The sequence below is a fragment of the Mesorhizobium sp. LCM 4577 genome (assembly GCF_001854795.2).
Lineage (GTDB): Bacteria > Pseudomonadota > Alphaproteobacteria > Rhizobiales > Rhizobiaceae > Mesorhizobium > Mesorhizobium plurifarium.
Window position 1 is genome coordinate 24,462 of record NZ_MDDU01000007.1, and the last position, 25,237, is coordinate 49,698.

Annotated in this window: 21 protein-coding genes; 17 read left to right on the forward strand and 4 right to left on the reverse strand. The window is 64.9% G+C overall.

From position 1 onward, the window contains the following. The first annotated feature begins 149 nt into the window (after positions 1-149). The 4 genes from alr (at position 150) to LCM4577_RS11640 (ending at position 3,806) form a co-directional block, all read left to right on the forward strand. Positions 150-1,301 carry an alanine racemase gene (alr, locus tag LCM4577_RS11625; RefSeq protein WP_071071270.1) on the forward strand — a complete coding sequence of 384 codons (1,152 nt, stop codon included), beginning with the start codon at positions 150-152 and terminating at the stop codon, positions 1,299-1,301. A gap of 273 nt (positions 1,302-1,574) precedes the next feature. After that, on the forward strand, positions 1,575-1,988 hold the full coding sequence (gene rnk, locus LCM4577_RS11630) for a nucleoside diphosphate kinase regulator (protein WP_040991625.1): 414 nt from the start codon (positions 1,575-1,577) through the stop codon (positions 1,986-1,988). Further along, positions 1,985-2,521, forward strand: a complete 537-nt coding sequence (locus LCM4577_RS11635) for a nucleoside-diphosphate kinase (protein ID WP_071071271.1) — start codon at positions 1,985-1,987, stop codon at positions 2,519-2,521. Before rnk ends, LCM4577_RS11635 begins: the two co-directional genes overlap by 4 nt. Next, on the forward strand, positions 2,499-3,806 hold the full coding sequence (locus tag LCM4577_RS11640; protein ID WP_338012031.1) for a D-amino acid dehydrogenase: 1,308 nt from the start codon (positions 2,499-2,501) through the stop codon (positions 3,804-3,806). Before LCM4577_RS11635 ends, LCM4577_RS11640 begins: the two co-directional genes overlap by 23 nt. Before the next feature lie 161 nt (positions 3,807-3,967). On the opposite strand, the gene LCM4577_RS11645 is transcribed toward LCM4577_RS11640, so the two are convergent. Then, positions 3,968-6,127 carry a phosphatidylserine/phosphatidylglycerophosphate/cardiolipin synthase family protein gene (locus tag LCM4577_RS11645; protein WP_071071272.1) on the reverse strand — a complete coding sequence of 720 codons (2,160 nt, stop codon included), beginning with the start codon at positions 6,125-6,127 and terminating at the stop codon, positions 3,968-3,970. Continuing rightward, positions 6,124-6,564, reverse strand: coding sequence for a hypothetical protein (locus tag LCM4577_RS11650; RefSeq protein WP_041001008.1), 441 nt, complete (start codon positions 6,562-6,564; stop codon positions 6,124-6,126). Before LCM4577_RS11650 ends, LCM4577_RS11645 begins: the two co-directional genes overlap by 4 nt. Positions 6,565-6,715: 151 nt before the next feature. Here LCM4577_RS11650 and LCM4577_RS11655 point away from each other — a divergent pair, with 151 nt between their 5' ends. Further along, on the forward strand, positions 6,716-7,306 hold the full coding sequence (locus LCM4577_RS11655) for a hypothetical protein (RefSeq protein WP_071071273.1): 591 nt from the start codon (positions 6,716-6,718) through the stop codon (positions 7,304-7,306). Here LCM4577_RS11655 and LCM4577_RS11660 read toward each other — a convergent pair. Further along, entirely contained in the window at positions 7,303-8,184 is an 882-nt protein-coding gene (locus tag LCM4577_RS11660) for a LysR family transcriptional regulator (RefSeq protein WP_071031483.1), read from the reverse strand. The genes LCM4577_RS11655 and LCM4577_RS11660 overlap by 4 nt on opposite strands. A gap of 380 nt (positions 8,185-8,564) precedes the next feature. On the opposite strand from LCM4577_RS11660, the gene LCM4577_RS11665 reads away from it, so the two are divergent. Together LCM4577_RS11665 and LCM4577_RS11670 are read left to right on the forward strand one after the other, a co-directional pair. Beyond that, the gene (locus tag LCM4577_RS11665; protein WP_071071275.1) at positions 8,565-10,061 is read left to right on the forward strand and encodes a CoA-acylating methylmalonate-semialdehyde dehydrogenase; all 1,497 of its coding nucleotides are present in this window, start codon (positions 8,565-8,567) and stop codon (positions 10,059-10,061) included. Between the two features lie 391 nt (positions 10,062-10,452). Then, complete coding sequence (locus LCM4577_RS11670; protein WP_071071276.1) at positions 10,453-10,752, forward strand: hypothetical protein; 300 nt, start codon at positions 10,453-10,455, stop codon at positions 10,750-10,752. A gap of 99 nt (positions 10,753-10,851) precedes the next feature. Here the strand turns inward: LCM4577_RS11670 and LCM4577_RS11675 are convergent, their stop codons facing one another. Then, positions 10,852-11,556 (reverse strand): GntR family transcriptional regulator, encoded by a 705-nt coding sequence (locus LCM4577_RS11675; RefSeq protein ID WP_244508297.1) that lies wholly within the window; start codon positions 11,554-11,556, stop codon positions 10,852-10,854. 68 nt (positions 11,557-11,624) lie between these two features. Between LCM4577_RS11675 and LCM4577_RS11680 the strand changes: the two genes are divergently transcribed. From LCM4577_RS11680 to pyc, 10 genes are all read left to right on the forward strand, one after another. Beyond that, on the forward strand, positions 11,625-12,560 hold the full coding sequence (locus LCM4577_RS11680; protein ID WP_071071277.1) for a dihydrodipicolinate synthase family protein: 936 nt from the start codon (positions 11,625-11,627) through the stop codon (positions 12,558-12,560). A gap of 14 nt (positions 12,561-12,574) precedes the next feature. Beyond that, positions 12,575-13,882, forward strand: a complete 1,308-nt coding sequence (locus LCM4577_RS11685; RefSeq protein ID WP_244508298.1) for an FAD-binding oxidoreductase — start codon at positions 12,575-12,577, stop codon at positions 13,880-13,882. A 16-nt stretch (positions 13,883-13,898) separates the two neighbouring features. Next, positions 13,899-14,900, forward strand: a complete 1,002-nt coding sequence (locus tag LCM4577_RS11690) for a 4-hydroxyproline epimerase (RefSeq protein ID WP_071071280.1) — start codon at positions 13,899-13,901, stop codon at positions 14,898-14,900. A gap of 505 nt (positions 14,901-15,405) precedes the next feature. Then, positions 15,406-16,308 carry a branched-chain amino acid ABC transporter permease gene (locus tag LCM4577_RS11695; RefSeq protein ID WP_040991823.1) on the forward strand — a complete coding sequence of 301 codons (903 nt, stop codon included), beginning with the start codon at positions 15,406-15,408 and terminating at the stop codon, positions 16,306-16,308. 5 nt (positions 16,309-16,313) lie between these two features. Next, positions 16,314-17,705 (forward strand): high-affinity branched-chain amino acid ABC transporter permease LivM, encoded by a 1,392-nt coding sequence (livM, locus tag LCM4577_RS11700; protein WP_040991637.1) that lies wholly within the window; start codon positions 16,314-16,316, stop codon positions 17,703-17,705. Continuing rightward, positions 17,705-19,099, forward strand: coding sequence for an ATP-binding cassette domain-containing protein (locus tag LCM4577_RS11705; RefSeq protein WP_071071281.1), 1,395 nt, complete (start codon positions 17,705-17,707; stop codon positions 19,097-19,099). The genes livM and LCM4577_RS11705 overlap by 1 nt, the downstream gene beginning before the upstream one ends. Next, a complete protein-coding gene (locus LCM4577_RS11710; protein WP_040991639.1) occupies positions 19,099-19,827 on the forward strand; it encodes an ABC transporter ATP-binding protein in 729 nt (242 codons plus the stop codon). The genes LCM4577_RS11705 and LCM4577_RS11710 overlap by 1 nt, the downstream gene beginning before the upstream one ends. Before the next feature lie 15 nt (positions 19,828-19,842). Beyond that, positions 19,843-20,190 (forward strand): DUF6867 family protein, encoded by a 348-nt coding sequence (locus tag LCM4577_RS11715; RefSeq protein ID WP_040991640.1) that lies wholly within the window; start codon positions 19,843-19,845, stop codon positions 20,188-20,190. A 137-nt stretch (positions 20,191-20,327) separates the two neighbouring features. After that, positions 20,328-21,446 (forward strand): branched-chain amino acid ABC transporter substrate-binding protein, encoded by a 1,119-nt coding sequence (locus tag LCM4577_RS11720; RefSeq protein WP_071071282.1) that lies wholly within the window; start codon positions 20,328-20,330, stop codon positions 21,444-21,446. A gap of 272 nt (positions 21,447-21,718) precedes the next feature. After that, the gene (gene pyc / locus LCM4577_RS11725) at positions 21,719-25,177 is read left to right on the forward strand and encodes a pyruvate carboxylase (RefSeq protein WP_071071283.1); all 3,459 of its coding nucleotides are present in this window, start codon (positions 21,719-21,721) and stop codon (positions 25,175-25,177) included. Positions 25,178-25,237 lie beyond the last annotated feature (60 nt).

Genomic DNA, 25,237 nt, shown 5'->3' on the forward strand with positions numbered 1-25,237 from the left:
CGCTGTGACCGTATTGATTGCCGATGCACCAAAGCGCGTCGCGATCTTTCAGGTTCGCTCCATGCGCTTTAGGTTTTTTGATTTGGCGCATGTCTTTATCCCGAAACCGGTTCCCACTTTCGGGAGACATGCTTTAAGCGGGGGTCGCCATGAACGACGACACCGGACGCAGGTTTCCGGCACATGACGCAAGCAGCGGCTCGACGGTGAGCGAGGCGGCCGCCGGAGCGATCCTGACGATCGACCTCGGGGCCATCCGGGAAAACTATCGCCGGCTGAAGGCGCGGCTGAACGGCGTCCGCTGCGCCGGCGTGCTCAAGGCCGACGGCTATGGGCTCGGCGCCGCCCAAGTGGCCTTGGCGCTGGCGAAAGAGGGCTGCGACATCTTCTTCGTCGCGTTGCTCGGCGAGGGCATCGCGCTGCGCAAGGCGATCGGTCCCGGGCCGGATATCTTCGTGCTGAACGGGCTGCCGCCGGGTTCGGAACCGGAAGCCTTGGCGGCCGGGCTTTTCCCGGTCATCAACAGCGCGGTCCAATTGAAGGCCTGGCGCGAGACCGCGCGGAGCGCGGGCCGGAGCCTGCCGGCCGCCATCCAGGTCGACAGCGGCATGGCCCGGCTCGGCATGGCGCCGGCGGAAGTCGAGGCGGTCGCGGGGGAGGCGGGCGCCTTCGACGGCATCGGCACCCGTTTCGTGATGAGCCATCTCGCCCGCGCCGACGAGCCGCAACAGGCGGCCAACGAGACGCAGCGGCGCGAATTCGAGCGGCTGCGCATGCTGCTGCCTGCGGCGCCAGCCTCCCTGGCCAACTCGTCCGGTATCTTTCTCGGGCCGGCCTATCATTACGACCTCGCCCGCCCGGGTGCCGCGCTCTACGGCGTCAATCCGACGCCCTACGAAGCCAATCCGATGCTGCCGGTGATACGGCTGCAAGCCAAGGTGGCGCAAACGCGCGCGATCGGCGCCGGAACCGGCATCGGCTACGGCCACACCCACCAGGCGAACGGTCCGCTCAGGCTGGCGACCATTTCGCTGGGCTATGGCGACGGCTGGCACCGGCGCGCCGCTTCGGCCGCCTGGTTCGGGGGCGTGCGGTTGCCCTTCATCGGGCGCGTGTCGATGGACTCGATCATCCTCGACATTTCGGCGCTTCCCGCCGGCCGGCTCAGCGAGGGCGATCTCGTCGAGCTCATCGGTCCGTCCCAAAGCGTCGACGACGCGGCCGGCCATGCCGGCACCATCGGCTATGAGATATTGACCAGCCTGGGTGCGCGCTTTCACCGCCGCTACCTCGGCGGTTGAAACAGGCGCCTTGCTTGACAAGCCGGAGCTTCTCGGCAAGGTTCGGGATATGAGCAACCTCGCTTATATCAAAACCTGCTTCAGGGTTTGCCCCATCGCGGGAGCGTAGCCCCGGCGTGGCCGCCAATGCCGGCGGCCGCGTGAACCGGGGCGTTTGAATTCCAGATATTTTCATCGAGCCTGCGGCCCTTGCGGTCCGGCTTTGTTCGCCGCCCTCGACGTGGCGGCTTGCGCGCATTCGGGCAACCGATGCGCCGGATTATGAGGTATGCCATGCATGCAGCAACGCAAGCGCGTTCGCGAAACACCATCCTTGTCAGCGCGGCGGACCACGACCGGCTGAGCAGTCTCGCCAGGGCCTTTCTCGACCGCGTACCCGATATGGCCGAGGACCTGCTTGCCGAGATGGATCGCGCCAGGGTCGCCAACGAGGCGGCTTTGCCCGCCGACGTGGTGCGGATGGGCTCGACGGTGACGCTTCAGGACCCGGAGGGGAGCACCCAGACGGTGACGCTGGTCTATCCGGCGGAGGCCGATATCGCCGAAAAACGCATATCGGTGTTGACGCCGCTTGGAACGGCGCTGATCGGCGCGCGGGCCGGACGCACGGTTTCGTGGCGCAGCCGTGACAGCCGGGTCCTCTCGGCAACGATCGACGCCGTCGAACAAACGCGGAGAGCGCCATGACCGGGACTTTCTATCGCCTGACGGCCAAGGACTTCGCGGTGATCGAGGCGATGCTGATGCGCCGTCGCGCGTTTGCCGATCCGATCGCGCCGATGCTCGAACGCAAGCTCGCCGAAAGCCGCGTCATTGCGACGGGAGYCGTCGAGCCCGACCTTGCCACGCTCAACAGCCGGGTGATCTTCCGCGCCGGCGGCGGTTCATCGCAGACGCGGACGCTGGTGCAGGCCGAAGCATCTGCTCCCGTCGGCTCCGGCCTGCCGGTCGCCACGTGGCACGGCCTCTGCCTGCTTGGCATGAGGGCGGGACAATCGGCGCTGGCCGAGCGGGCCGACGGCCCGGCCGAGGAGGTCCTTCTCGAGGAGGTGGCCTATCAGCCGGAGGCGGCGCGGCGAGCGGTGCAGGACCGCGTCGCCGAACGGCCTCGCCACGTCCTGAAGCTGGTCCACAGCGCTCCCACCGCTGACTGGCCCCTTGGCGGGCGCGGCAAAATCCGGCAGACAGAAGGGGACGATCCGGGCCCTTCGGCGGCATGATCGGCCTTTGAGGGAGCATGGAATGAAAGTCATCGTGCTGGGCGGCGGCGTGATCGGGGTCACCACCGCCTACTTCCTCGCCGAGGCCGGTCATGAAGTGACCGTCTACGATCGCCAGCCGGGGCCGGCGCTCGAAACCAGCTTCGCCAATGCCGGTGAAGTGTCGCCGGGCTATGCCTCGCCCTGGGCCGGGCCGGGCATCCCGGTCAAGGCCATCAAATGGCTGTTGATGAAATACGGCCCGCTGGTGGTGCGGCCGGCTTTCGACCCGCATATGTGGACTTGGCTCCTCAAGATGCTGCGCAACTGCACGGCCGAGCGCTACGCGCTCAACAAGTCGCGCATGGTGCCGCTCGCCGAATACAGCCGCGACACGCTGAAGGCGCTGCGCGAGGCGACCGGCATCACCTACGACGAACGGGCCAAAGGCACGCTGCAGCTCTTCCGCAAGCAGAAACAGCTCGACGGCACCGGTGGCGACGTCGAGGTGCTGAAGAAATACGGCGTGCCCTACGAAATCCTCGACCGCGACGGCTGTGTCGCCGCCGAGCCGGCGCTTGCGGCGGTGCGCGACAAATTCGTCGGCGGCCTCAGGCTTCCGGGCGACGAGACCGGCGATTGCAAGATGTTCACCGACAAGCTCGCCGAACTCTGCGTGGCGCGCGGCGTGACCTTCGAATACGGCTCGACCATCCGGCGCATCGTCAGGAACCGCAACCGCCTCACCAATGTGCTCACCGACCACGGGTGGAGGTCCGCGGATGCCTTCGTGATGGCGATGGGCAGCTACTCGGCGCAATTCATGCGCTCGCTGGGGCGGCCGATTCCGGTCTATCCGGTGAAGGGCTATTCGATCACCGTGCCGATCAGCAATGCCGGGGCAGCACCCGTGTCGACCGTCATGGACGAGACCTACAAGGTGGCGATCACTAGGCTCGGCGACCGCATCCGCGTCGGCGGYACGGCGGAGATTTCTGGCTATGATCTTCGCCTGCATGAATCGCGTCGCCGCACGCTCGAACATTCTGTCGGCGACCTCTTCCCCGGCGGCGGCGACCTCAAGGCGGCGAGCTTCTGGTGCGGCTTGCGGCCGATGACGCCGGACGGACCGCCCCTGGTCGGACTGAGCGAGGTTGCCAACCTCTACCTCAACACCGGCCACGGCACGCTCGGCTGGACCATGGCCTGCGGCTCGGCCAAGGTGCTGGCCGACATCATGTCGAACCGGGTGCCGGAGATCAACGCGCGCGACCTGAGCCCCGAGCGGTATCTGAAACCCATCTAAAGGTGCGCTGATATTCAGGTCAGGCCGGCCTGCGAATGACGGCTTCCTGCGCTTCCGGTGCTCACGTACTTCAAGTACGCTCCGCTCCGGTTCTCGGAATCCGCCATTCTCGACTCGGCCTGACCTGAATCTCAGCACACCTTAGTTGGTGTCGGGCGGCCTCAAAACGCCTCCCTGACCCAGGTGTCACTGAACAGCAGCCGGTAGGCCCAGCCGATCGTGACGTTGGTGGCGACCGGGCGCGAATGGGCGAGGTAATCGTCATAGACCGGCTTCATGCGGCGATAGAAGGCCGGATCGAGCACGACCATGCCGTTCTCCGAGTCATGGAAGAAGCTGCGGTTGTTGAGGTTGACCGAGGAGATGGCGACCAGCCTCTCGTCGATCATCATGATCTTGGAGTGCAGCACGACATCCGGCGCCTTGAACTCGCGGATGTCGATGCGGTCGCCATATCTCTCGACGAACAGCTTGTTGAGCGCGGTGAGGAACCGGCCGCCGATATCGCCCTTGAGGTCGATGCGGCCGACGACATCGATCTTCACGCCTCTGGCCAGCGCCCGGTCGAAGGCCCGGGCAATATCGGGCGTCAGGTTGAGATAGGGATTGACGATCTGGATGCGGTGCTCGGCGGTGTCGATCAGCTCGACGAAATAGGCCTCCAGCGCGTGCCCGTCCTCATAGGGCACGGAAATGAAATGCCGCGCCACGCCGCGCGGGGCCGCGCTGGAGCGGACCGGAATGGAGAACGGCCGCGACAGATTGGTGTCGGCGTCGCGCAGCCATACGGTCGACAGATGCGCGGCCAGCGTCTCGACGGTCGCCGGGTCGGCGATCTCGATGTCGAAATCGCTCCAGTTGGAGTAGTAGTTCAGCGAGAAGCCGTCGGTCTTGCCGTATTGCTCCAGGTCCGGATAGCGCGTCAGGTCGACCGGCTTGTGGAACAGAAAACCGTCATGGACGTTGCGGCCGCCGATGATGACGCGCGAGCGTCCAGGCTCTTCGGCCAGCGTCGCCAGCATCTTGATGTGGTGAACCTTGTGCAGCTGCGAGATCTGCTCGTCGAACGGCGCGCCGTGGTCGGCCTGCCAGCGATATTCCTGCAGCTCGACATTGGGGAATTCCGCCGCCAGCCGGTGCAGCATGGCGTCGTCCTTCTCCCGCTCCAGCACGTCGGTCACCAGGATGCGCACCTTGGTGCCAAGTRCCGCGTGATGGCGGATCAGCCGCTCCATGATGCGGCCGGAGAAATCCGCCTTGAACTCCAGCGACGACAGATAGATCAGCCTGAGCTTCGGCGCGTCTGCGAAATCGAGCGGCAGCTCGGGGTCGGCCTTGTCGAAGGCGCTGTCCGGCAGCGTCTTGCCGAGCAAGGCCTCGACCTTGGCGTTGAAACCGTCGCGCGACTTGCGCAGCAGGGCCGGCGACCCGAGAGGCAGCGCGCAGGTCTGCGACAACCAGCGGCCGGCATAGAAGGCGCGGTCGAGCTCCTCCATACCCGCCGGATCGGGCACCGGGCAGCGGTCGTAGCGGCTGTCGAGCCTCGCGATCCAGGGATTCGCGCTCTCCTCCCGCAGCAGGGTCAGCGGCGCGCCGGCCGGCGCCAGCGCCGAGGTCACGCGAAGATCGCACTGGCTGAGCGTCTCGTCGGGGAACAGGCTGACGGAGGTTTCCGCGGCTGGCAAGCTGAGATGGAATGGCGAGGCCCTGCCGACGGTGGTGGATCGGCCCGAGGCGCGGATCGCGAGCGGGCCGTCGCAGGTGCCGCTGATGTGGACGGGCTGTTGGCCCGCCTGGCGCAGCACGATCTCGACCGAACGCGCCTGCAGGCCGGAGAAGCTGAAGGTTTTGGGCGCCAAGGGCCGCGCGGCGGCATCGAGATAGAGCGTCTGCCGCGACATGCGCCAGCGGCCGGCGAACCGGCCTTCGCCCGGCCTGCCTTGTGTCGGCGCAATCTCAGCGTCGTCGAGCGGTCGGGCCAACCGCTGCAGCGCCGGATAGATCGCGTGGAAGCCGCTGTTCTGGACATCGCGCCAGTCGCGGCCGAAGCGGCCGGTGCCGTTGGCGCGGTCGAGCGCGTCGAGGCGGCTTTGGGCGAGCAGCGCCTGGAACTGTTTCTCGTAGGCGCCGTTGCCGCCTGCGAAGTAGTGGGCTCCGGCTATCTCCTCGCCGCTGCTGTCCGCCGAGACGGGCAGGCGGCCGCAGGCGTCGTCGCCGGGGAAGAAGGCGCAGGCCGAATGCCCGGGCATGCCGGCGCAACCGGCAAATACCGCCAGCGCCAGTCCAAGCAATGCCTTGGCGAGAGCCGGCCTGAAGCTCATCCAGCCGCCCCATTCAGGGTCTTGAGCTGGGCAGGATCGCGCGGCGGCAGGAAGCCCTGCGGAAAGATCCTGCAGACGGGAAACGCGAAAGTGGCGATCAGCAGTTCGGCTTCGCGGCGCATCTTGCGCGGCGCCGTCCTGTCGTCGCGGATCTTCCTGGCGGAGGCGACGAGCGCGCCGTCGCAGTCGCAATGATCGTGCCTTGCGATATAGCAGGCGTCATGGACCCGGCAGGCGGCGTCGAGGCGGTCGACCGGTTTGGCCGACAGATCGCCGGTGCGGGTGCCCGGGCCGCAATAGTTGCCGATGACGAAAGGCGAGGGGCGCGACATGGCATAGCGGATCGGCTTCGGCAGCTCCGCTTCCGGAACCTTCGCCCAGGGATTGGCGCAGCCCGACAGGAAAAGCAGCGGCAGAATGGCAAGAACGGCTCGCATTTCTCCGCCCGCGTTGTGAAAATTGTCCCCTCGCGCCCAGCCACAGCATGACGAAGCGCGCCGGTGCCACAGTGGCTGAATTTGTGGCGGAGGCAAGGCGGCAACCACCAACTGCCTGTGATAGGATCGGCCGCAGCGAGGGGACTTTGGCATGCGTCTTTTTCTTTTCGCGGCGGTGGCCGCATGTCTGAGCTGCGCCGCGGCGGCGTTTGCCGCGGACAAGACCGTTCACGACAAGACCGTTCACGATAGGGAGCACGGCTTTTCGCTGACCTATCCCGAGGAATGGGCGAGCGAAACCGCCTTTGACAACACCATTCGGCTCAAGATCAAATCCGGCGAACGAGGACTCACCTGCCGCGTGTCGGAAAATGCCTACGATCCGACCGCTCCCGACAATCCACCCGACGTCAGGGCGTTCATGGAGGAAGATTGGCAGGTGAGCAACTGGCAGACCATGGTTGGCGTAGCCTATCAGTCGGCCGCCTTCCGCAAGGACAGGTTGGCGCATTTTCCGGACGGCTATCCGGTGCGCATGGCCGACATGGATTTCCACTATGCCGACGAAAATGTCAGCTTCTACGGCCATTCCCGCATTGCGCTGACACTGCGCCGATCGCATTACGGTTTCGTCGATTGCGGGGTCGCGGGCGACAACTCCGAAGAGGTAGAGCGCAAATGGGCGCCGCTTGCGGATGAGGCCGAGAAGATCGTGAGCTCGTTCGTGCTCGACGCGGATTAGACAAAAAGGCCCCGCTCGCGTTCCACCGCCTTGGTGATGAAGTTGGCGACCAGCTGGACGCGGCGCAGCGGCCTGACCGATTCATGATAGACCAGCCAGTAGGCGCGGCGGATGGGCGCGACGATGTCGACCGGCACCAGCTCCGGCATCGAGCGGGCGACGAAGGTGTGCAGGATGCCGATGCCAGCGCCGGAGCGAACCGCCTCGGCCTGGCCCAGCGCCGAGGAGATGGCGAAGCTGGTGCGCCATTCGGGGCTGAACTCGGCGGCGTAGTCGAGCGAGGGGCTGACGATGAGGTCCGGCACATAGCCGATCAGCGTGTGCCGACCGAGCTCGGCCGGCGTCTTGGGCAGGCCATTGGCCTCGGCATAGCCTCGGGAGGCGAAGAGGCCGAGCGTGTAGTCGACCAGCTTGCCCGCCACCAGCCGGCCTTCGGTCGGCCGCTCGACGGTGATGGCGATATCGGCCTCGCGGCGCGACAGGGAGAAGGAGCGCGGCACCGGCACCAGCTGGATGGTGAGCTCGCGGTGCAAGGCGGTCAGTTCGCCCAGCCGTTTCGCCAGGAAGGCGACGCCGAAGCCGTCTGGCGCGCCGATGCGCACCGTGCCCGAAACGTCGTCGCCCTCGCCGGCAATGGTCGAGCGCGCGGCGATCATGTCGCCTTCCATGCGCTCGGCGATCTCGAGGAAGCGCTCGCCGGCCGGCGTCAGTTCGCTGCCGGTGGTGAGCCGCCGGAAGAGTTTTGTGCGCAGCGCCTCCTCGAGCGCGGCGATGCGGCGCGAGACGGTGGCGTGGTTGAGCTCCAGGCGCTTGGCCGCGCCGAGGATCTGGCCGGCGCGTGCCACGGCGAGGAAGATGCGGACGTCATCCCAGTTCATGGGGATGACCTGGATGACAATCATCAACGGAGCGTTCTGTGGCGCCCCCCTCTGTCCTGCCGGACATCTCCCCCACAAGTGGGGAGATTGGATGCCTCGCCGGCTTTCGCCAATCACCAGCGTTGCAGGAGATGGTGCCGGCGGTAAAGCTGCTGATCTCCCCCCAAGTGGGGGAGATGTCCGGCAGGACAGAGGGGGGCGCGAAGGAACTCAATCTGTTGTCCCTTTGGGATATCTTAGCGACGCTGTCATTTGCGACAATTAATGCACACTCCATCACCGCTGTCCATTTTCCGCACAACGGTTGCGATCTTCCTCGCGTTGCCATCGCCGTCGCAAAGGCGGACAATGCGCCATCACCAAATCCAGGGAGAGAAACCATGATCGAATACGGTCATTTCATCGGCGGCAAGCGTGTCGCCGGCACCAGCGGGCGCAAGCAGGATGTGATGCAGCCGATGGACGGTTCCGTGCGCGGCACGGTGGCGCTTGCCTCGCAGGCGGAGCTGCGCGCCGCGGTCGAGAACGCCAAGGCGGCGCAGCCGAAATGGGCCGCCACCAACCCGCAGCGCCGCGTGCGCGTGCTGATGAAGTTCCTCGAGCTGGTCCAGCGCGACTATGACGAGCTGGCCGACATCCTGGCGCGCGAGCACGGCAAGACCATCGCCGATGCGCGCGGCGACATCCAGCGCGGCCTCGAAGTCGTCGAGGTCTGCATCGGCGCGCCGCATATGATGAAGGGCGAGTTCACCGACGGCGCCGGCCCCGGCATCGACGTCTATTCGATGCGCCAGCCGCTCGGCGTCGTCGCCGGCATCACCCCGTTCAACTTTCCGGCGATGATTCCGCTGTGGAAGATCGCGCCGGCCATCGCCTGCGGCAACGCCTTCATCCTGAAGCCGTCCGAGCGCGATCCGGGCGTGCCGATCCGCATCGCCGAGCTCTTCATCGAGGCCGGTCTTCCCGCCGGCATCCTCAACGTCGTCAACGGCGACAAGGAAGTGGTCGACGCCATCCTCGACGATCCGGACATCAAGGCGATCGGCTTCGTTGGCTCGACGCCGATCGCGCACTACATCTATTCGCGCGGCACGGCATCGGGCAAGCGCGTGCAGTGCTTCGGCGGCGCCAAGAACCACATGATCATCATGCCCGACGCCGACATGGACCAGACGGTCGATGCGCTCATCGGCGCCGGCTACGGCTCGGCCGGCGAACGCTGCATGGCGATCTCGGTGGCGGTCCCGGTCGGCAACGATACCGCCAACCGGCTGATGGAAAAGCTGGTGCCGCGCGTCGAAAGCCTGAAGGTCGGCCCCTCGACGGATTCTTCCGCCGATTTCGGCCCGCTGGTGACGGCGCAGGCGTTGGAGCGCGTGAAGGGCTATGTCGATATCGGGGTCAAGGAAGGCGCCAAGCTCGTCGTCGACGGCCGCGGCTTCAAGATGCAGGGCTACGAGAACGGCTACTATATGGGCGGCTGCCTGTTCGACAACGTCACCGCCGACATGCGCATCTACAAGGAAGAAATCTTCGGGCCGGTGCTCTCGGTGGTGCGCGCGCCGCGCTATGAGGACGCCATCAAGCTCGCCAACGACCACGAGATGGGCAACGGCGTCGCCATCTTCACCCGCGACGGCGATGCCGCGCGCGACTTCGCCAGCCGCGTTCAGGTCGGCATGGTCGGCGTCAACGTGCCGATCCCGGTTCCGATCGCCTATTACACGTTCGGCGGCTGGAAGGCGTCGTCCTTCGGCGACCTCAATCAGCACGGCCCGGACGCGTTCCGCTTCTACACCAAGACCAAGACGGTCACCTCGCGCTGGCCGTCGGGCATCAAGGATGGCGCGGAATTCGTCATCCCGACGATGAACTAGCCCGACGGTTTCCTCGTTTGCGCGTCCTCGCCACTTCGTGGCTGCGGGCGCGCGGCGAGGCATCAAGGACGGCGCCGAGTTCGTCATTCCGACGATGAACTAGCCCGACGGTTTCCAAGCAGACATTGAGAAAGCGCGGTGCGAACCGCGCTTTCTTTTTATGCCGCGTCAACCTCTCGCTTTTTCGGCGCGTCGTCGTCGCGGCACAGCTTCAGGTGCTCGATTCGAAGCGCGGCACGTCGAGAGAGCATACGCATCTTCTAATAATTCCATCGCCGCGTGATGGAACCAACAGACCACCATTCGCCTTAGGCTGTATTCCTGCCATGCGTGCAGGCAATCAAACAGCGCCGGTTCAGCCGGGGTCTCGTCTGGCGCGAGGAGGTGTCGGATGACACGATTTCTTATGGCCACGATATTGGCGGCGACGCTGACCRTTGGAGCCGCGCCGGCGAGTGCTGCGGCGCAATGCGCGGCGCGCGCCGACATCATCAAGGCCCTTGGCGACAAATTCCACGAAACCGAAGCCGGGCGCGGCCTGATCAACCCGAACGTCGTGCTCGAGATTTTTGTCTCGGACCAGGGCAGCTGGACCGTGCTCGCTTCCGATACCAAGGGGCAAAGTTGCGTTCTGTCGGTCGGCGAGGGCTGGGACAGCCCGACGATCAGGGCGGCGATGCCAGGCGCCTAAAGCGCGTCGCGAAACCGGTTCCCGCTTCGGGAGACATGCCTTAACCCAGCCGGAGATATCGGACCGCGCGCGAGCTGAGAGTCATCGCCTGGAGTGGACTTATCGGGTCGCGGCGACCTCGGCGTGGCCGCGCAGCAGCGCCATCAATTTCTTGGCGTCCTTGGCGGCGCCTTCCTCGTCGCCGTCGAGGATGGAGCGGATCAGCGCGACGTGGTGCTCGGCCGATTCGGCCAGCCCGGTGTCGGCCTTGTAGCGATACCAGAAGCGGCGGCTGTGGGTCTGCAAGGGAGCGGCGACACGCGCCGCGAAGGGATTATCGGCGGCGATGGCCAGCGCCTCGTCAAGCGCCTTGTCGGCCTGGATGAAGGCAAGCACGTTGCCCGAGATCACGGCCTTCTGCATCGCGAGCGCCGCCTCATGGAACAGGTCGGCGGCCTCTCGGGTGACGAAGCGGGCGGCCGAGCGGGCGAGCACGACCTCGATGCCGCGCCGCGCGTCCAGCACCCGCAGCCAGTCGCCGGCGTGAAGCGGCGCGACCGCGATGCCGGCGCGCGGCCTGATGTCGAGAAGCCCTTCCCAGGCCAGCCGCTGGATCGCCTCGCGCACCGGCGTGCGTCCGAGACCCAGCCGGTCGATCAGCGCGCCTTCGGTGACGAAGCTCGACGGCGCCAGCTCGAGCGTGACGATCATATGCTCCAGCGCGCGATAGGCCTTGGTCGCCGCCGGCTCGAAACTCGTGTTCGCGTCAGCGGATATCAGTGGGGAGATCAATGGCGGGCTCCTGATATATTTTTCATATATCATAACGGATTCAGCATTGACGAGCCAGCTCTTAATAGATATACGACTGATATATCAACGGAGAGACAGCCATGTGGACCGGAGTTTTCCCCGCCGTCACGACCAAATTCACCGCCGACGATCGTCTCGACCATGCCGAGATGGAGCGTTGTTATTCGCTGCAAATGGAGGCCGGCTGCGACGGCATCATCGTCTGCGGCTCGCTCGGCGAGGGGCCGATGCTGTCGCCTGACGAGAAGATCGAGGTGCTGAAGACGGCGCAGAAAGTCGCCGGGAAGAAGCCGGTGCTCTTGACCGTCAACGAGCCCGGCACCCGCGAGGCGGCTGCTATCGCGAGGCGCGCCGCCAAGGAAGGCGCCGACGGGCTGATGGTGGTGCCGAGCTCGATCTACCACACCAATCCGGAAGAAACCGTCGCGGCGCTTCGCGCCGTGGCGGAGGCCGGCGACCTGCCGGTGATGATCTATTCCAATCGGCTCGCCTATCGCGTCGACGTCACCGTCGACCTGATGGAGGAGCTGGCGTCGGACAAGCGCTTCGTCGCCATCAAGGAATCCTCCGACGACATCCGCCGCTCGACCGAGATCATCAATAGGTTCGGCGACCGCTACGATCTCTTCACCGGCGTCGACAACCTTGCCTTCGAGGCGCTGTCGGTCGGCGCCATCGGCTGGGTCGCTGGCCTGGTCACCGCCTTCCCGCGCGAGACGGTCGCGATCTATCAGCTGATGCGGCAGGGCCGCCGAGACGAGGCGCTGGCGATCTACCGCTGGTTCCGGCCCTTGCTCGACCTCGATGTGTCGACCTATCTGGTCCAAAACATCAAGCTTGCCGAAGTGCTGGCGATCGGTACCAATGACCGCGTGCGCATGCCGCGCCAGCCGCTGTCGGGCGAACGCCGCAAGGCGGTGGAAAAGATCGTCCGGGATGCGCTGGCGGCGCGGCCGAAGCTGCCGTCGCTGCAGACGTCTCCCCGATCGACGGACAAGTTGGTGGCGGCCGAATAAGAGGTAGCATTCGCGTGCAGGGAAATTCCGAGGAGGGGGGCGGCCCGTCATCCGCCCTTCGGGCATCTTCCTCCCGTTCGCGGGGAGAAGCGGAAGACATCGCCATCGTCGGCGGCGGCATCATCGGCATCTGCGCCGCGGCCTTGCTCTCGGAGGCGGGGCGCAGCGTCACCGTCTTCGACCGCACCGGCATCTGCGAGGAGACGAGCTCCGGCAATGCCGCCGCCTTCGCCTTCTCCGACGTGCTGCCGCTGGCGCATAAGGGGATGATCCGGCAATTGCCGAAATGGCTCGCCGACCCGCTCGGGCCTTTGACCATTCCGCCGGCCTATCTRCCGAAACTCCTGCCCTGGCTGGTCCGCTTCTGGCGCGCGGGCGCGGCGAAGCACTATGAGACGAGCCTCGCCACGCAGGCCGGCATGATGAAGCTCGCCGAAGCCGAATGGATGGGCCTGCTCGACCGCTCCGGCACGCGGCCGATGCTGCGCGAGGACGGCTCGCTGGAATTCTACGAGAGCGAGGCGGAGTTCCGCGCCTCGCTGCCGGGCTGGGCCGAGCGCCAGCGTTTCGGCATCGGCTTCCGCCATGTCGAGGGCGAAGAGATGGCCGCGCTCCAGCCGGGCCTGGCGCCGCGCTTCGTCAAGGGCACCTTCGTGCCGGGCTGGAAGACGGTCGCCGATCCCAAGCTGCTCGGCAAGGCGGTGTGGGCCTATGCGGAGAAGCTCGGCGCCYGTTTCGAGCATGCGCGGGTGGAGCGCATCGAAGCAGGCGCAAACGGCGCGACGATCGTTCTGGCCGACGGCACCAGGCGGAGGGCGAACAAGCTCCTGGTCGCCGCGGGAGCCTGGTCGCATCTCCTGGCAAAAAATCTCGGCGACCGCATCCCGCTCGAAACCGAGCGCGGCTACAACACGACGCTACCGGTGTCGGCCTTCGACGTGAAGCGGCAGCTGATCTTTTCTGGGCATGGCTTCGTCATCACGCCGCTGCAAACCGGCTTACGCGTCGGCGGCGCCGTCGAGCTTGGCGGCATCGAGCGGCCGCCCAACTTCGCCCRCTCCAAGGCGATGCTGGAGAAGGCGAAGCGTTTCCTGCCCGGGCTCGACGCGTCGGGCGGCCGCGAGTGGATGGGCTATYGCCCGTCGCTGCCGGATTCGCTGCCGGTGATCGGCGCGGCGCGCGCGCCGAATATCTATTATGCCTTCGGTCATGGCCATCTCGGCCTCACCCAGTCGGCGGCGACCGGCCGCTTGATCCGCGATCTCGTTCTCGGGCAGACTCCGCCGCTCGACCTCACGCCCTTCCGTCCGCAACGGTTCTGACAGCAAGAGAGCAACCATGGCCAAGAAATCCTTCTTCTGCATTGACGGCCACACTTGCGGCAACCCGGTGCGCCTGGTCGCCGGCGGCGGGCCATTGCTCGAGGGTTCGACGATGATGGAGCGGCGGGCTCATTTCCTCGCCGAATATGACTGGATCCGCACCGGGCTGATGTTCGAGCCGCGCGGCCATGACGTCATGTCGGGCTCGATCCTCTATCCGCCGACGCGCGATGACTGTGACATCGCGATCCTGTTCATCGAGACCTCGGGCTGCCTGCCGATGTGCGGCCACGGCACGATCGGCACCGTGACGATGGCGATCGAGCACGGGCTGGTGAAGCCGAAGACGCCCGGCGTCTTGAGGCTCGACACGCCGGCCGGCCTGGTCATCGCCGAATACAAACAGGTCGGCGAATATGTCGAGGAGGTGCGCATCACCAATGTGCCGTCCTTCCTCCATGCCGAAGGGCTGACCGTCGAATGCCCGGTGCTCGGCGAGATCAGCGTCGATGTCGCCTATGGCGGCAATTTCTACGCCATCGTCGAGCCGCAGAAGAATTATCGCGACATGGCCGACTACTCGGCCGGCGACCTCATCGCCTGGAGCCCGGTGGTGCGGCAGCGCCTCAACGAGAAATACTCCTTCGTGCATCCGGAGAACCCCGGCATCAACCGGCTGTCGCACATGCTGTGGACCGGCAAGCCGAAGAAGGCCGAGGCCGACGCCCGCAACGCCGTCTTCTATGGCGACAAGGCGATCGACCGCTCGCCCTGCGGCACCGGCACCTCGGCGCGGATGGCGCAGCTCCACGCCAAGGGCAAGCTCAAGGAAGGCGACAGTTTCGTGCATGAATCGATCATCGGCTCGCTGTTCAAGGGCAGGGTCGAAAAGGAGGTCAGCGTGGCGGGCAAGCCGGCGATCATCCCCTCGATCGGCGGCTGGGCGCGGATGACGGGGTTGAACACCATCTTCATCGACGACCGCGATCCGTTCGCGCACGGGTTCATCGTGACGTGACGGGATCAGCCGGCATGCGCTCCGGCCTTGGTGGGCGCCTTCATCCGCCGCTCAAAGGGATTGAGAACCGATCTCAGGCTCTGCTTGCCGAGACTTTGCTTCAAGGCGTTTCTATTTGGAGAGGCGCATTCCATCGAGGGCGTCCCACCGTCACGTGGCCGTCACACAGAGCGGAATCCTGACCTTACGGAAGATGCGGCGATGCAAAACCGAGCGCTTCGGTTCATGCAAGGATTCTTCTTATCAACTTATTTTGACGCTGATTCCTTCGACAGGAGGATCATCATAAGGTTGAATCGTCAAAGACATTGCGTTGTGCCAATGATAGGGTCCGCGATAGTCCAGGGGTCGGGTGCGAAAAAACGGGCAATCGGACGGCGTGCTTCCAAACCACGCGGAGCGATTGAAAAATCACGTTGCAATCCGGGCTCGAAACTTTACGACTAGGGGAAATACGAAAAGGAATGCGTCCTGAAAGGCGACATTCCAGGGGAGCCGCATGAATATGCAATATTTCGTCCAGCAGCTTATCAACGGGCTGACGCTGGGATCGATCTATGGGCTGATCGCGATCGGCTATACGATGGTCTACGGCATCATCGGCATGATCAATTTCGCCCATGGCGACATCTTCATGATCGGCGCCTTCACCGCGCTCATCGTCTTTCTGATCCTTGGCGCGTTGTTCTACTCGGTGCCGGTCGTGGTGGCGCTTCTGATCATGATGATCGTGGCTATGCTTCTCACCAGCCTCTACAACTGGACGATCGAGAAGGTGGCCTACCGTCCGCTGCGCGGCTCGTTCCGCCTGGCGCCGCTGATCACCGCCATCGGCATGTCGATCGCGTTGTCCAACTTCGTGCAGGTCACGCAAGGTCCGCGCAACAAGCCGATCCCGCCGCTGGTCAGCCAGGTCTACACGATCGACGGCATCAGCATCTCGCTGAAACAGATCATCATCGTGATCGTCACCATCGCGCTGCTGGCGATCTTCTGGTACCTCGTCAACCGAACGGCGCTCGGGCGGGCGCAGCGCGCCTGCGAGCAGGACCGCAAGATGGCCGCGCTGCTCGGCATCGACGTCGACCGCACCATCTCCATCACCTTCATCATGGGCGCGGCCCTTGCCGCCGTCGCCGGCACGCTGTTCCTGATGTATTACGGCGTCGTGGTGTTCTCGGACGGCTTCGTGCCGGGCGTGAAAGCCTTCACGGCGGCCGTGCTCGGYGGCATCGGCTCGCTGCCCGGCGCCGTGCTCGGCGGATTGCTCATCGGCTTCATCGAGAGCATGTGGTCGGCCTATTTCTCGATCGACTACAAGGACGTCGCCGCTTTCTCGATCCTGGCGATCGTGCTGATCTTCCTGCCCTCCGGCATCCTCGGCCGGCCTGAAGTCGAAAAGGTCTGATCCTCATGGCCGCTACCGTGTCTTCGGAGCGCGACGACGTCGCTACTCCCGTACAACGCGCTTTTCGCGAGGCGCTTTACGCCGGCGCCATTTCGCTTGGCCTGTTCGTGCTGTTCATCGGCCTGAGGACCGACCAGAACATCAGCAACGAGCTGATCCTGGTGAAGCGCTGGGGTTTGCTCGCCATCGTGGTGGGCGCCGTCACCGTTGGCCGCTTCCTCTATGTGGCTTACGCCGTCCCGGCCATGGAGCGGCGTAAGGCCGAGAAGGCAGGAGCGCCCGCCATTGTCGCCGAGCCCGGCTTTGTCAGGCGGAACTTCAACAAGATCGGCGCCACCTTGCTGATCCTCTACCCCATTGCGATGGTGCTCGCCTTCGGCTTCCAGGGCTCGCTGAAGTGGGTCGATAATTTCGGCATCCAGATCCTGATCTACGTGATGCTGGCCTGGGGCCTCAACATCGTCGTCGGTCTCGCCGGCCTGCTCGATCTCGGTTACGTCGCCTTCTACGCTGTCGGCGCCTACGCCTATGCGCTGCTCGGCACGCATTTCGGCCTGTCATTCTGGATCCTGCTGCCGGCCGCCGGGGCCATGGCCGCCTTCTGGGGCGTCCTGCTCGGCTTTCCCGTGCTGAGATTGCGCGGCGACTATCTGGCTATCGTCACGCTGGCCTTCGGCGAGATCATCCGTCTGGTGCTGATCAACTGGCGCGAGGTGACCAACGGCTCGGCCGGCATCTCCGGCATTCCGAAAGTGTCGTTCTTCGGCCTGATGTCGTTCAACGTCTCGGATCCGAACTATATCGCCAAGGTGCTGCACATCGCTCAGTCGGGCGCCTACTACAAGATCTTCCTCTATTATCTGATCCTGGCGCTCTGCTTCCTCACCGCCTTCGTCACCATCAGGCTTCGTCGCCTGCCGGTGGGACGCGCCTGGGAGGCGCTGCGCGAGGACGAGATCGCCTGCCGCTCGCTCGGCATCAACACGACCACCACCAAGCTGACCGCTTTCGCCACCGGCGCCATGTTCGGCGGCTTCGCCGGCTCGTTCTTCGCGGCAAGGCAAGGCTTCGTCAGCCCTGAATCCTTCGTCTTCCTGGAATCGGCTATCATCCTCGCCATCGTCGTGCTTGGCGGCATGGGCTCGCTCGGCGGCATCGCCGTGGCGGCGCTGGTGATGATCGGCGGCACCGAAATCCTGCGCGAGCTCGACTTCCTCAAGGCCGTGTTCGGGCCGGACTTCACGCCTGAACTCTACCGCATGCTTCTGTTCGGCATGGCCATGGTCATCGTCATGCTGTGGAAGCCGCGCGGCTTCGTCGGCAGCCGGGAACCGACAGCCTTCCTGAAGGAGCGAAGAGCGGTCTCAGCCTCCTTCACCAAGGAGGGCCACGGCTGATGAACGCGACCCCTTCCTCGAACGACTTCATCCTGCAGGTCGAGCATCTGTCGATGAAGTTCGGCGGCCTTGTCGCCATCGGCGACCTGTCGTTCCAGGCCAGGCGCGGCGAGATCACCGCGCTGATCGGGCCGAACGGCGCCGGCAAGACGACGGTGTTCAACTGCATCACCGGCTTCTACAAGCCCACCGAGGGCATGATCACGCTCAACAAGCGTGACGGCTCGACCTATCTGCTCGAACGCTTGCCCAACCACGAGATCCCGGCGCGCGCCAATGTGGCGCGAACCTTCCAGAACATCCGCCTGTTCTCGGGCATGACGCTGCTGGAGAACCTTCTGGTTGCGCAGCACAACAAGCTGATGAAGGCCTCGGGCTATACCTTCCTCGGCCTGTTCGGCTTCCCGAGCTATCGCCAGGCCTCGGCCGAATCGATCGAGCTCGCCAGGCATTGGCTGGAGAAGGCCGGCCTCGTCGACCGCGCCGACGATCCGGCCGGCGACCTGCCCTATGGCGCGCAGCGGCGGCTGGAAATCGCGCGCGCCATGTGCACCGGGCCGGAGCTTCTGTGCCTGGACGAACCGGCCGCCGGCCTCAATCCGAAGGAATCGGCCGCGCTCAACGAGCTCCTGATGGGCATCAAGAGCACCGGTACCTCGATCCTGCTCATCGAGCACGACATGTCGGTGGTGATRCAGATCTCCGACCACGTCGTGGTGCTCGAATATGGCCGCAAGATTTCCGACGGCAATCCGCAGTCGGTGCGCACCGATCCGCGCGTCATCGCCGCCTATCTCGGCGTCGACGACGAGGAGGTGCAAGAAGTGCTCACCGAAGTCGGCGACGAGGATGTCATCGAGCAGCTCGATACGGGCCCCGACCYGGCGCACGGGCCGGGCAATTCCGCTTCGATGATGGCGGGGCCGGTTTCGGACAGCGTCGAACATGCCAACGAGGGCGAGCGGGTCACGGTGTCCAAAGGGGCCTCGAAGGCGGCCCAGGTCGACGCGCGCTCCGCGTCGATCGCCAGCAAGCCGATCGTTGCTCCGGCGGCGAAGAAGCCGGCAGCAAAAGCGCGATCGACAAAGGCGGCCGCGAAGGCTCCCGCCGCGAAAACCGCCGGCATCTCCAACCGCCTCGACGCGCCGCGCGGCGGCAAGGCCGACAGCCTGATCCGCATCAAGGGCATCGGCCCGGTCAACGAGCGCAAGCTGAACGAGCACGGCATCTTCCATTTCGACCAGATCGCCGCCTGGAAGAAGGCCGACATCGAAGCGGCGGAAGCCTATCTCGCCTTTGACGGGCGCATCGAGCGCGAAGACTGGATCGGCCAGGCGAAAGCGCTGGCGAAGGAAGCGGCGGCCAAGCCCGCGACGCGTGGAGGGCGCAAATAATGGCCGGCACAACGCTGCTCGACATCAAGGGCGTCGAGACCTACTACGGCAACATCCGCGCGCTGAACGGCGTCAACGTGCAGGTCAACCAGGGTGAGATCGTGGCGCTGATCGGCGCCAACGGTGCCGGCAAGTCGACCCTGATGATGACCATCTTCGGCGCTCCGCGCGCGCGAGCCGGCACCATCACCTTCGCGGGCACCGACATCACCCAGTTGCCTACGCACGAGATCGCCCGCCTGCGCATCGCCCAGTCGCCGGAAGGACGCCGCATCTTCCCGCGCATGACGGTGATGGAAAACCTGCAGATGGGCGCCAGCCTCGACAACCTCAAACATTACGACGAGGACGTCGAGAAAGTGTTCGCGCTGTTCCCGCGGCTGAAAGAGCGTATCGCCCAGCGCGGCGGCACGCTGTCGGGTGGCGAGCAGCAGATGCTGTCGATCGGGCGCGCGCTGATGGCGCGGCCGAAGCTTTTGTTGCTCGATGAGCCGTCGCTGGGTCTGGCGCCGCTGATCGTCAAGCAGATCTTCGACGCCATACGCGAGCTCAACAAGGCGCAGGGACTGACCGTGTTCCTTGTCGAGCAAAACGCCTTCGGCGCGCTCAAGCTCGCCAATCGCGGCTATGTCATGGTCAACGGCAATGTGACGATGAGCGGCACCGGCAAGGAACTGCTCGCCAATCCGGAAGTGCGCGCCGCCTATCTCGAAGGCGGACATCACTGAGATCGGGGGAGATCAATCATGGGTATTCTCTACGAAGAGGCCTCGATCTGGCAGTTCCTGTTCGTCACATGCCTGCTCGGCGGCTGGGCGGCGTGGATGACCGGCAAGGCGGCGGCGCAGACCTGGAGCAGCCACTTGCAGCTGTTCTTCTACATGCTCGGCCTCGGCGTCGGCATCAGGTTCATCCATCATGCCCTGTTCGAGGGCACGATGTTCTCGCTGCATTACTATATCGTCGACACCATCGTGCTGATGATCCTTGGCTTCCTCGGCTATCAATACACGCGCACCAACCAGATGGTCACCCAGTATAACTGGCTCTATGAAAGAGCTTCCTTATTAAGCTGGAAACCGAAAGGTTGACGTTCATGATTAACGCCGTCTCGGGGATGAATCGGCGTGACAAGTGCCTGAAAATCGGCATTCTATGCTTTCTGCGATAAGGGTGGGCATCGCATGAAAGTATCATCCACGCCCACTCCGTAAATGGGAGCGTTTCAATGAAAAAATCACTCTTGTCCGCCGTTGCGCTGACCGCGTTCGTCGCGCTCAGCGGCAGCGCGTGGGCCGCTGACATCCTGATCGGCGTCGCCGGTCCGATCACCGGCCCGAACGCCGCCTTCGGCGCACAGCTGCAGAAGGGCGCGGAACAGGCGATCGCCGACATCAACGCGGCGGGCGGCATCCTCGGCCAGCAGCTCAAGCTCGAGATCGGCGACGACGTGTCCGATCCCAAGCAGGGCATCTCGGTCGCCAACAAGTTCGTCGCCGACGGCGTCAAGTATGTCGACGGCCACTTCAACTCGGGCGTGTCGATCCCGGCCTCGGAAGTCTATCAGGAAAACGGCATTCTCGAGATCACGCCTGCCGCGACCAACCCGAAGTTTACCGAGCGCGGCATGTGGAACACCTTCCGCACTTGCGGTCGTGACGACCAGCAGGGCAAGGTGGCCGGCGACTACATCGCCAAGAACTTCAAGGACGCCAAAATCGCCATCGTCCACGACAAGACGCCTTACGGCCAGGGCCTCGCCGACGAGACCAAGAAGAATCTCAACGCCAACGGCATCAAGGAAGTGATGTATGAAGGCGTCAATGTCGGCGACAAGGACTTCTCGGCCCTCATCGCCAAGATGAAGGAAAACGGCGTCACGCTCATCTACTGGGGCGGCCTGCACACCGAAGCCGGCCTGATCATCCGTCAGTCGGCCGACCAGGGCCTGAAGGCGCCGCTGTTCTCGGGCGACGGCATCGTCTCCAACGAACTGGCTTCGATCGCCGGCGACGCCGTTGCCGGCACGCTCAACACCTTCGCTCCGGATCCGCGCAAGAATCCGGCCGCCAAGGAAGTGGTGGAGAAGTTCCGCGCCGCCGGCTTCGAGCCGGAAGCCTACACGCTCTACTCCTATGCCGCCGTGCAGATCATCGCCCAGGCCATCGCCAAGACCGGCTCGGCCGACGACGCGCAGAAGGTTGCCGAAACCATCCGGGCCAACACCTGGAAGACGGCCATCGGCGACATCGGCTACGACGCCAAGGGCGACATCACCCGTCCTGACTATGTCATCTACGAATGGAAGAAGGGCGACGACGGCAAGTACGCCTACTTCGAGAAATAAGCCGGCCAATTCAAGCCGACTTTTCGGGATGCCCGGCGCGTGCGCCGGGCATTTTCGTTTGCGGGTTTGCGGCCCTTGCAGGAGAGCTCCCGCGCCGCGCGCCCGGAATACCCGCCCCAGACCGCCGATGTCGGCGGAAAAGCAAATGACGGTCTGACGCAAACAAGCGAGTTAAATCGCTTTAGGTGTCGCGCAAATTTGTTTGCACTGCAGCATTTTCACGCTAATCATTGCGCCGGTTCATCGTCCCTTCCGCTGCTGGAGCCCAGTCCTTGGCCATCACGAAGATCCTTGTCGCCAACCGGTCCGAAATCGCCATCCGCGTATTCCGCGCGGCCAACGAGCTCGGTCTCAAAACCGTGGCGATCTGGGCGGAGGAGGACAAATATTCGCTGCACCGCTTCAAGGCCGACGAGAGCTATCAGGTCGGGCGCGGACCGCATCTTGCCAAGGACATGGGCCCGATCGAGAGCTATCTGTCGATCGAGGAGGTGATCCGGGTCGCCAGGCTGTCGGGCGCCGACGCCATCCACCCCGGCTACGGCCTGCTCTCGGAAAGCCCCGAATTCGCCGAAGCCTGCGCGGCGGCCGGCATCACCTTCATCGGTCCGAAGCCGGAAACGATGCGCCGGCTGGGCAACAAGGTCGCCGCGCGCAACCTGGCGGTCGAGGTCGGCGTGCCGGTGGTGCCGGCGACCGATCCGCTGCCCGACGACATGGACGAGGTGAAGAAGCTCGCGGCGGAGGTCGGCTATCCGGTGATGCTCAAGGCCTCATGGGGCGGCGGCGGCCGCGGCATGCGCGCCATCCGTTCCGAGGCCGACCTCGCGCGCGAGGTGATGGAGGGCAAGCGCGAGGCCAAGGCCGCCTTCGGCAAGGACGAGGTCTATCTCGAAAAGCTGATCGAGCGCGCCCGCCATGTCGAGGTGCAGGTGCTGGGCGATACCCACGGCAACGCCGTGCACCTGTTCGAGCGCGACTGCTCGATCCAGCGCCGCAACCAGAAGGTCGTGGAGCGCGCGCCGGCACCCTATCTCAGCGAAGAGCTGCGTCAGGAGCTTTGCGGCTATGCGCTCAAGATCGCGCGTGAGACCAGCTATATCGGCGCCGGCACGGTCGAGTTCCTGCAGGATGCCGACACCGGCAAATTCTACTTCATCGAGGTCAATCCGCGCATCCAGGTCGAGCACACCGTCACCGAGCAGGTGACCGGCATCGACATCGTCAAGGCGCAGATACACATCCTGGACGGCTTCGCCATCGGCACCAAGCAATCGGGCGTGCCGGCGCAGAAGGACATCCGGCTCAACGGCCACGCGCTGCAGTGCCGCATCACCACCGAGGATCCGGAGCACAATTTCATCCCGGACTATGGCCGCATCACCGCCTATCGCGAGGCGGCCGGCTTCGGCATCCGGCTCGATGGCGGCACCGCTTATTCGGGCGCGGTCATCACCCGCTTCTACGATCCGCTGCTCGAAAAGGTAACGGCCTGGGCGCCGACGCCCGCCGAGGCGATCTCGCGCATGAACCGGGCGCTGCGCGAGTTCCGCATCCGGGGCGTCGCCACCAACCTCACCTTCCTCGAAGCGATCATCAACCACCCGCGCTTCGCCGACAATTCCTACACGACCAAGTTCATTGACACGACGCCGGAACTGTTCGAGCAGGTGAAGCGGCAGGACCGCGCCACCAAGCTGCTCACCTATCTGGCCGATGTCAGCGTCAACGGCCATCCCGAGACGCGCGGCCGGCCAATGCCGAAGCCGAATGCGGCGGCACCCGTGGTGCCCTACCTGAACGGCCATATTCCGGACGGCAGCAAGCAGAGGCTCAATGCGCTCGGCCCGGAGAAATTCGCGAGCTGGATGCGGGAGCAGCGCCAGGTGCTGGTCACCGACACGACGATGCGCGACGGCCACCAGTCGCTGCTCGCCACGCGCATGCGCACCTATGACATCGTCGGCATCGCCGGCACCTATGCTCGGGCCTTGCCGCAGCTGTTGTCGCTGGAATGCTGGGGCGGCGCCACGTTCGACGTCGCCATGCRCTTCCTCACCGAGGATCCGTGGGAGCGGCTGAGCAAGGTGCGCGAGGCGGCGCCCAACCTTCTGCTGCAGATGCTTTTGCGCGGCGCCAACGGCGTCGGCTACACCAACTATCCCGACAATGTCGTCCAGCATTTCGTCCGCCAGGCGGCAAGCGGCGGCGTCGATCTGTTCCGCGTCTTCGACTGCCTGAACTGGGTCGAGAACATGCGGGTCGCCATGGACGCCGTCGGCGCCGAGGGCAAGCTGGTCGAAGCGGCGATGTGCTATACCGGCGATATCCTCGATCCGGCCCGCGCCAAATACGACCTCAAATATTATGTCGGGCTCGCCAAGGAGCTGGAGGCCGCCGGCGCGCACATCATCGCCGTCAAGGACATGGCCGGTTTGCTCAAGCCGAGTGCTGCCCGCGTGCTGTTCAAGGCGCTGCGCGAGGCGACGGACCTGCCGATCCATTTCCACACGCACGACACGTCGGGGCTTTCCGCGGCAACGGTGCTGGCGGCGGTGGAGAGCGGCGCCGATGCCATCGACGCGGCGATGGATTCGTTCTCCGGCAACACCTCGCAGCCCTGCCTCGGCTCGATCGTCGAGGCGCTGAAGGGCACCGAGCGCGATCCCGGTCTCGACCCGCAATGGATCCGCCACATCTCCTTCTACTGGGAGGCGGTGCGCAACCAGTACGCCGCCTTCGAAAGCGATCTCAAGGGGCCGGCCTCGGAAGTCTATCTGCACGAGATGCCGGGCGGCCAGTTCACCAACCTCAAGGAACAGGCGCGCTCGCTTGGCCTGGAAACGCGCTGGCATGAGGTGGCGCAGGCCTATCACGACGTCAATCTGATGTTCGGCGACATCGTGAAGGTGACGCCGTCATCCAAGGTGGTGGGCGACATGGCGCTGATGATGATCAGCCAGGATCTCACCGTCGCCGATGTCGAGAACCCAGCCAAGGATATCGCCTTCCCGGACTCGGTCGTCTCGATGCTGCGCGGCGATCTCGGCCAGTCGCCCGGCGGTTGGCCGGCGGCGCTGCAGAAGAAGGCGCTGAAGGGCGAGAAGCCGATCACGGTCAGGCCCGGCTCGCTGTTGAAGCCCGCCGATCTCAAGGCCAGCCGCAAGGACATCGAGACCAAGCTCGAGCGCAAGCTGTCGGAATACGAGTTCGCGTCGTGGCTGATGTATCCGAAAGTGTTCACCGACTTCGCCGCGGCGCAGGAAACCTACGGGCCGGTGAGCGTGCTGCCGACGCCGACCTATTTCTACGGCATGAAGTCTGAGGACGAGATCTTCCTCGACATCGAGAAGGGCAAGACGCTGGTGGTCCGCTGCCAGGCGTTCGGCGACGTCGACGACAAGGGCATGGTCACCGTCTTCTTCGAGCTCAATGGCCAGCCGCGCCGCGTCAAGGTGCCGGACAGGGCGCATGGCGCTTCCGCCGCCAAGGCGCGCCGCAAGGCCGAGCCCGGGAATGAGGGGCATGTCGGCGCGCCGATGCCCGGCGTCGTGTCGGCGCTTGCCGTGGCGGCCGGACAGGCGGTCAAGGCGGGCGACGTGCTTCTGTCGATCGAGGCGATGAAGATGGAAACCGCGCTGCATGCCGAACGCGACGGCGAGATCGCAGAGGTGCTGGTCAAGGCCGGCGACCAGATCGATGCGAAGGATCTGCTCATAGCCTTTAAGTGACGGCCGAACTGGAAGTCGGACGGACGACTGACAGCAGCCGTCCACAGCCGTTCGACAAGT

Bases quoted from the DNA above. Each gene is read 5' to 3' on its own strand.
- alr (WP_071071270.1), top strand. From the start codon at position 150: ATGAACGACGACACCGGACGCAGGTTTCCGGCACATGACGCAAGCAGC.
- rnk (WP_040991625.1), top strand. From the start codon at position 1,575: ATGCATGCAGCAACGCAAGCGCGTTCGCGAAACACCATCCTTGTCAGC.
- LCM4577_RS11650 (WP_041001008.1), bottom strand. From the start codon at position 6,564: ATGCGAGCCGTTCTTGCCATTCTGCCGCTGCTTTTCCTGTCGGGCTGC.
- LCM4577_RS11655 (WP_071071273.1), top strand. From the start codon at position 6,716: ATGCGTCTTTTTCTTTTCGCGGCGGTGGCCGCATGTCTGAGCTGCGCC.
- LCM4577_RS11660 (WP_071031483.1), bottom strand. From the start codon at position 8,184: ATGAACTGGGATGACGTCCGCATCTTCCTCGCCGTGGCACGCGCCGGC.
- LCM4577_RS11665 (WP_071071275.1), top strand. From the start codon at position 8,565: ATGATCGAATACGGTCATTTCATCGGCGGCAAGCGTGTCGCCGGCACC.
- LCM4577_RS11675 (WP_244508297.1), bottom strand. From the start codon at position 11,556: ATGATATATGAAAAATATATCAGGAGCCCGCCATTGATCTCCCCACTG.
- LCM4577_RS11680 (WP_071071277.1), top strand. From the start codon at position 11,625: ATGTGGACCGGAGTTTTCCCCGCCGTCACGACCAAATTCACCGCCGAC.
- LCM4577_RS11690 (WP_071071280.1), top strand. From the start codon at position 13,899: ATGGCCAAGAAATCCTTCTTCTGCATTGACGGCCACACTTGCGGCAAC.
- livM (WP_040991637.1), top strand. From the start codon at position 16,314: ATGGCCGCTACCGTGTCTTCGGAGCGCGACGACGTCGCTACTCCCGTA.
- LCM4577_RS11710 (WP_040991639.1), top strand. From the start codon at position 19,099: ATGGCCGGCACAACGCTGCTCGACATCAAGGGCGTCGAGACCTACTAC.
- LCM4577_RS11720 (WP_071071282.1), top strand. From the start codon at position 20,328: ATGAAAAAATCACTCTTGTCCGCCGTTGCGCTGACCGCGTTCGTCGCG.